Here is a 5542-nt window from a genome sequence, read left to right as displayed (position 1 = left end):
GCATCGGCGTTCTTCTGGCGGCGCGTATTGCCGTCGATACCGCCGTCGATGGCCCACTCCGCGAACACGGTCGGACCCGGCTCGAATTCGCGCGGCTGCCACTCGGGCGTGAGCACGTCTTCGTCCGCGTAATACTCGATCAGCGCGCCCGCCGGATTCTTGAAGTACCAGAAGTACGCCGAGGAGACCGGATGCCGGCCAGGACCCAACTGCGTGGTCCAGCCGCAACGGCTGATATGCAGCCCGCCGCCAAACACCTCGTGGATGTCGCGCACCGTGAACGCCACGTGATTGAGGCCCTTCTTGCCGTCGGGCAGCGCGAGCAGGAACAGGTCGTGATGGCCGCCGTGCGGCGCGCAGCGCATGAAGGCGCCGCGGTCCGGATAGCGATCCGACGTTTCGAAGCCCAGCAGCTCGTGATAGAACTTCTCCTGCTCCGCGAGGCAGTTCGTGAAGAACACCACGTGTCCCACTTCCACGGGCTGCGCGCGCTCATAGATGGGCGACGGCGTATCCACGCGCAGCGTCTGGCCCCACACGTTCGAGAGCGAACCCTGCACGTCGACCTCGCGCTTGCGCGTGACTTCCACGCGAATCGCCATGCCGGCGGGGTCGAAGCAGCCCACCGCATCGGCGTTGCTGTAGTAGCCCGGCTGGCCCCTCAGGCGCTCGCGCAATGCGTCGAGTTCTTCGAGCGTGGCCACGCCCCACGTCACTTCGCGCAGCGTCGGGCCCGCTTCGAACGCGGCGGGCAGCGTTGCGTCGTTCGCGTCGGCCACGAGCACGGTGCAGCCATTGAGCGTTTCAAAACGCGCGCGCGTTTCGTCGTGCGACGTTTCCTTCAAGCCCCAGTCGGCGAAAAAGCGCCGGCAGGTTTCGAGGTCGGTCACGCCGTAAGTAATCTGTTCGATGCCGAGTATCGTCATGTTCATTGCTCCGTTGCGCGCGCTCAGGCGTTGGCCCAGGGCAGCGGCGCGTCGTTCAAGCCCCAGTAGAGGCTCTTCTGCTGCATATATTCGCGAATGCCGAGCCGCCCTTTCTCGCGGCCCATGCCGCTCTCCTTCCAGCCCGAGAACGGCGTGGAGATCGAGAACAGCTTGTAGGTATTGATCCAGACCGTGCCCGCTTCGAGCTTGCGCGCGACGCGCCACGCGCGCTTGTAGTCGCGCGTCCAGATGCCGGCGGCGAGGCCGAACACGCTGTCGTTCGCTTCTTCGATCAGTGCGGCTTCGTCGTCGAAGGGCATGGCCACCAGCACCGGCCCGAAGATCTCTTCCTGGCAGATACGCGCATTGTTCTGGAGTCCTTCGAGAATGGTCGGCTGATAGAAGAAGCCGTTTTCGCGCTCGTCGCCCACCGGCCGCTCGCCGCCGCACAGCAGACGCCCGCCTTCCTCCAGACCGATCGCGACGTAGCGCTCGACCGACTCGCGATGCTTCGCGGTAATGAGCGGACCCATCTGCGTATTCTCGCTGGACGGGTCGCCCACGCGCAGCTTGCGCGCGCCTTCCACGAGCCGCTTCATGAACGCGTCGTAGATCGAGCGCTGCACGAACAGGCGCGATCCGGCGATGCACGCCTCGCCCGACGAGCTGAAGATGCCGTAGAGCACGCCGTTCACGGCGTGATCGAGATCCGCGTCTTCGAACACGATGGTCGGCGACTTGCCGCCCAGTTCGAGCGACACGGGCATGAGCTTCTCCGCCGCGATGCGCGCGATGCCGCGACCCACTTCGGTGCCGCCCGTGAACGAAACCTTCTTCACGAGCGGATGGCGCACCAGCACGTCGCCGATCACCGAGCCCTTGCCCGGCAGCACGCTCAGGATGCCTTTGGGCACGCCCGCTTCCTCGCAGATGCGCGCCAGCGCGAGCGAGACGAGCGGCGTGACTTCGGCGGGCTTGAGCACCACGGCGTTGCCGGCCGCGAGCGCGGGCGCGAGCTTCTGCGCGTCCGAGGCGATCGGCGAATTCCACGGCGTGATGGCCGCGATCACGCCAATCGGCTCGTGCACGCTCATCGTGAGGTAGTCGCCGCGCGGGGGCGTGAGTTCGTCGTCGAGCGTTTCGAGGCAGGCCGCGAAGTAGCGGAACGTATTGGCGGCGCTCGCCACCAGCACGCGCGTCTCGCCGATGGGCTTGCCGTTGTCGCGGCGCTGCAACTGCGCGAGCGCTTCGTGGCGCTGCATGATGAGCTCGGCGATGCGGTAGAGCACGAGCGCGCGCAGATGCGGCTTCATGCCGGCCCACTCGCCCTGCTTCCATGCCGCGTGCGCCTTCTCGACCGCCTCGCTGGCGTCTTCGGCGCTTGCCGTCGAGACCTCCATGTTCACCGACTGGTCGGCGGGATAAAGGCTCGCGAAAGGCGCGGCGCGTCCCTGGCGCCACTCGCCGCCAACCAGGATGTTGCCGTTGGGTACGAGGCTCGGGTCGAATGAAGTCATGTCAGAGGTCTCTTTGATTCAGTGCCGGCGGTATGGTGCATATGCACTGCACCGCCGGATATCGCTTCAAACAAGCGCTGCAAAAATCGCTTCGTCAGATCACGCAGCGCGCGGCCCGGTTGCGCAGCGCGCGAATCGCGCTGTACGCGGTGAGCGCCGAGGTCTTCGGGTTGTCGGGCAGCGGCTTGCCGCACATCTCCAGCGACATCTCGCCAAAAGCGCCGCGCGCGACGATGCGGTGCACGTTGCGCTCCACAGCCGGGTCGGCGATCAGACGCACCTTCGTCTGGTCGAGGCCGAGGCCCGCGAGCGCGATCGTGGCCGCCACGTTCGCGTTCTTCGGAAAGAGCCGCGCCGCTTCGCGCGCGCTGCCTTCGAAGATCACCTGCTCTTGCGCGAGCGAGCGCAGATCGCAGACCTTTTCCGCCGGCGTATCGAGCCAGCCGAGCGGCGGCTTGCGGCCCGTGTACAGCACCTCGTCGAGGCCGCCGAGCTTCGCGGCCGAGAGCGCGTCGATACCGCCGATCGCGCCGGACAGCAGCGTGACCGTGGCGCCGCCTTCATCGGCGGCGAGCGAGAGGCGTTCGAGCAAGTCGACGTCGGAAAGCGCGCCGATCGAGTTCACCGCGCAATCGGTGCCGCTTTGCAAGAGCGGCACAACGTGATCGACGAGCGCCGCATGGCCCGCGCATTCGAGCGCGAACTGCGGCCTGGTCGAAAGCGCCTGCACCGACGACACCACTTCCACCGCGCCGTCCACCTGCTCGCGCACGGCGGCGGCGTGACTCTCGGGCACGATCACGTGCGAGACGTGCACGAGCGGGTCCGCCGCAACCGCGCGATACACCGTCTGCCCGATCGCGCCGAAGCCGATCATCGCGATGTCGATGGGCGCGTGGGCGAGATGGCCACCGTGACCATTACGCATGTTGTGGCTCCTCTTTGCGCACCGGCGGCCCTGCGAACGTGGTTTCGAAGCTGCCCACCGACTTCATGTCCACTTCGAGCAGCACCGGGCCGTCGAATGCCATGCCTTCGCTGATCACCTGGTCCGCGTCGTCGAGCGACGAGAGGCGGTAATGCTTGAGGCCGAGGCTCGCGCAGAACTGCGAGAACTCCGGCTGATGCAGATCGACGAACATGCGGCGGCCGCCATACTGCGCGTCCTGAATGTTGCGGATCACGCCGTAGCACTGGTCGTTCATCAGCACGATCATCACGTTGGCCTTCTCCTGCACGGCCGTCGCGAGCTCGCCCACGTTGACCATCAGGCCGCCGTCGCCCACGAGGCACACGGTCTTGGCCGCCGCGTTCGCGAGCGCCGCGCCGATCCCCATCTGCATGCCCTGGCCGATGCCGCCGCCGAGCGCATGCACGCCCGCACGCGGCGAGAAAATCTTCAGCAGGCGGTTGCCCCACGTGCTGTTCGAGATCGTGACGTCGCGCACCCAGTTGTAGTCGCGGCCCACGGCACGCTGCAGCGACTCCACGAGGCGGCGGTACGGGCCGAGACCCCTGGCCGTTTCCGACACGGCGATCTCGCGCGCCTCGGCCAGATCGGCGGCGAATTGCGGATCGACCTTGATGCGGTTTTCGAGGCGCGTCGCGAGTGCGTCGAGCACGCGCGCCGCATCGCCGTGCACGAACAGCGCGTTGCGATAGCCACGGTTGTCGGCGAGCGCGTCGGCATCGACGCGATAAAGCGGCTGCGGCAGACCGAGCTTGTACTTGAGCGTTTCGTTGCCGCGCAGGCGCGAGCCCACCACGAGCATCGCATCGCAGGTCTTGTAGAAGCGCTCGACCGAAGGGCTCACGTTGAAGGCGCCCAGCGTGGCCGGATGATCTTCGGGCAGCACGCCGCGGCCCTGCACGCTCGTCACCACGCCGAAGCCGAGCGCCACGAGACGCTCCACCGCCGCGCGCGCATGGCGCGTGCCGCCGCCGAGCCACAGCAGCGGGCGTTTCGCCTTCGCGAGTTCGTTCGCCAGTTGCTCCACGCGCGCTTCGTCGTGCGTGAGCGTCGTGAGATGCGGGGCGGCGAGGTCGACGGGCCAGTCGGTCAGCGCGGCCTGAATGTCGATGGGAATCTCGACGCTCACCGGGCCGCTCGGCGCGGTTTGCGCGATACGCACGGCTTCGCGGATCGTCGGCAGCGCCGTTTCGACCGAGCGCACGCGGAACGCGGCCTTCGAGATCGACTGGAGCATCGAGAGCTGGTCCGGCGCCTCGTGAATATAGGCGAGGTCCTGATCGAGGTATTCGGTTTCGATCTGGCCGGTGATGTGCAGCAGCGCGGTGCCGGCCGTGAGGGCTTCGACCATCGCGCCCGCTGCGTTGCCCGCCGCCGTGCCCGTGCTCGTGAACGCTACGCCAAGGCCGCCCGAGACGCGCGCGAGCCCGTCCGCCATGTTGACCGCGCCCGCTTCGCCGCGCGCGCCCACGTAGCGGATCTTGCCGCGACAGCCGATGGCGTCGAGAATCGGCATGTTATGAATCGAGATCACGCCGAAAGCGGTTTGGACTCCGCATTGTTCGAGGAAGGCGGCGATCAGTTCGCCGACGGTGGTTTGATTAGACATGACGTGCAACGCCTCCAGATACATCGATATGACTGCCCGTCGTATAGGACGACAGGGACGTGGCCAGATAAAACAGCGCCTGTGCGGCTTCTTCGGGGCGGCCGAAGCGGCCGAGCGGAATGTGCTTCTTGCGTGCGAGCTCGCGCGTCCAGTCTTCCCAGCTCTGGCCCGCGGCCTGCGCTTCGTTGTCGGCTTCGTAGCGGCGGCGCCACTGGCCCGACTCCACGATGCCGATCAGGATCGAGTTCACGCGAATGTGCTCGGGCGCGAGTTCCACCGCGAGCGACTTGATGAGGCTCAGCACGCCCGCGCGCGCCGACGAGGTCGCCACCATGTGCGGCTCGGGCTGCAAGGCGAGCAGCGAGTTCACGCAGACGATCGCGGCATTGCCCGCGCCGTTGCCCTCGTTTGCCGCGTTGCGCAGCATCGGCAGAAACGCGCGCGTCGGGCGGATGATGCTGAAATACTTGAGGTCCAGCTCTTCGCGCCACGCTTCGTCGGTGGTATTGGCGAAGGTCGA

At 66.9% G+C, this 5542-nt stretch carries 5 protein-coding genes; all 5 read right to left on the bottom strand.

The annotated features are described in order from the left end of the window. The coding region (locus U5775_RS38440; protein ID WP_322063359.1) for a VOC family protein at positions 1 to 926 on the bottom strand (926 nt) is incomplete at its 3' end. A gap of 23 nt (positions 927 to 949) precedes the next feature. Beyond that, positions 950 to 2443: an aldehyde dehydrogenase gene (locus U5775_RS38435; RefSeq protein ID WP_322063358.1), complete on the bottom strand. Its 1494-nt coding sequence runs from the start codon at positions 2441 to 2443 to the stop codon at positions 950 to 952. Between the two features lie 94 nt (positions 2444 to 2537). Next, on the bottom strand, positions 2538 to 3371 hold the full coding sequence (locus U5775_RS38430) for an aspartate dehydrogenase (protein WP_322063357.1): 834 nt from the start codon (positions 3369 to 3371) through the stop codon (positions 2538 to 2540). Beyond that, positions 3364 to 5022, bottom strand: coding sequence for a thiamine pyrophosphate-binding protein (locus U5775_RS38425; RefSeq protein WP_322063356.1), 1659 nt, complete (start codon positions 5020 to 5022; stop codon positions 3364 to 3366). The genes U5775_RS38430 and U5775_RS38425 overlap by 8 nt, the downstream gene beginning before the upstream one ends. Next, positions 5015 to 5542, bottom strand: a 528-nt coding sequence (locus U5775_RS38420) for an SDR family oxidoreductase (RefSeq protein ID WP_322063355.1), incomplete at its 5' end; no start/stop codon positions are given. The genes U5775_RS38420 and U5775_RS38425, both read right to left, overlap by 8 nt.

The sequence above is a fragment of the Paraburkholderia sp. J63 genome (genome assembly GCF_905220245.1).
In the GTDB taxonomy this organism is placed as follows: domain Bacteria; phylum Pseudomonadota; class Gammaproteobacteria; order Burkholderiales; family Burkholderiaceae; genus Paraburkholderia.
The sequence above is the reverse complement of the archived record's forward strand: the minus strand, read 5'-3'. Positions and strand labels throughout refer to the sequence as shown.

Coding starts and splice junctions, on each gene's coding strand:
- U5775_RS38435 (WP_322063358.1), bottom strand. CDS start 2,443: ATGACTTCATTCGACCCGAGCCTCGTACCCAACGGCAACATCCTGGTT.
- U5775_RS38430 (WP_322063357.1), bottom strand. CDS start 3,371: ATGCGTAATGGTCACGGTGGCCATCTCGCCCACGCGCCCATCGACATC.
- U5775_RS38425 (WP_322063356.1), bottom strand. CDS start 5,022: ATGTCTAATCAAACCACCGTCGGCGAACTGATCGCCGCCTTCCTCGAA.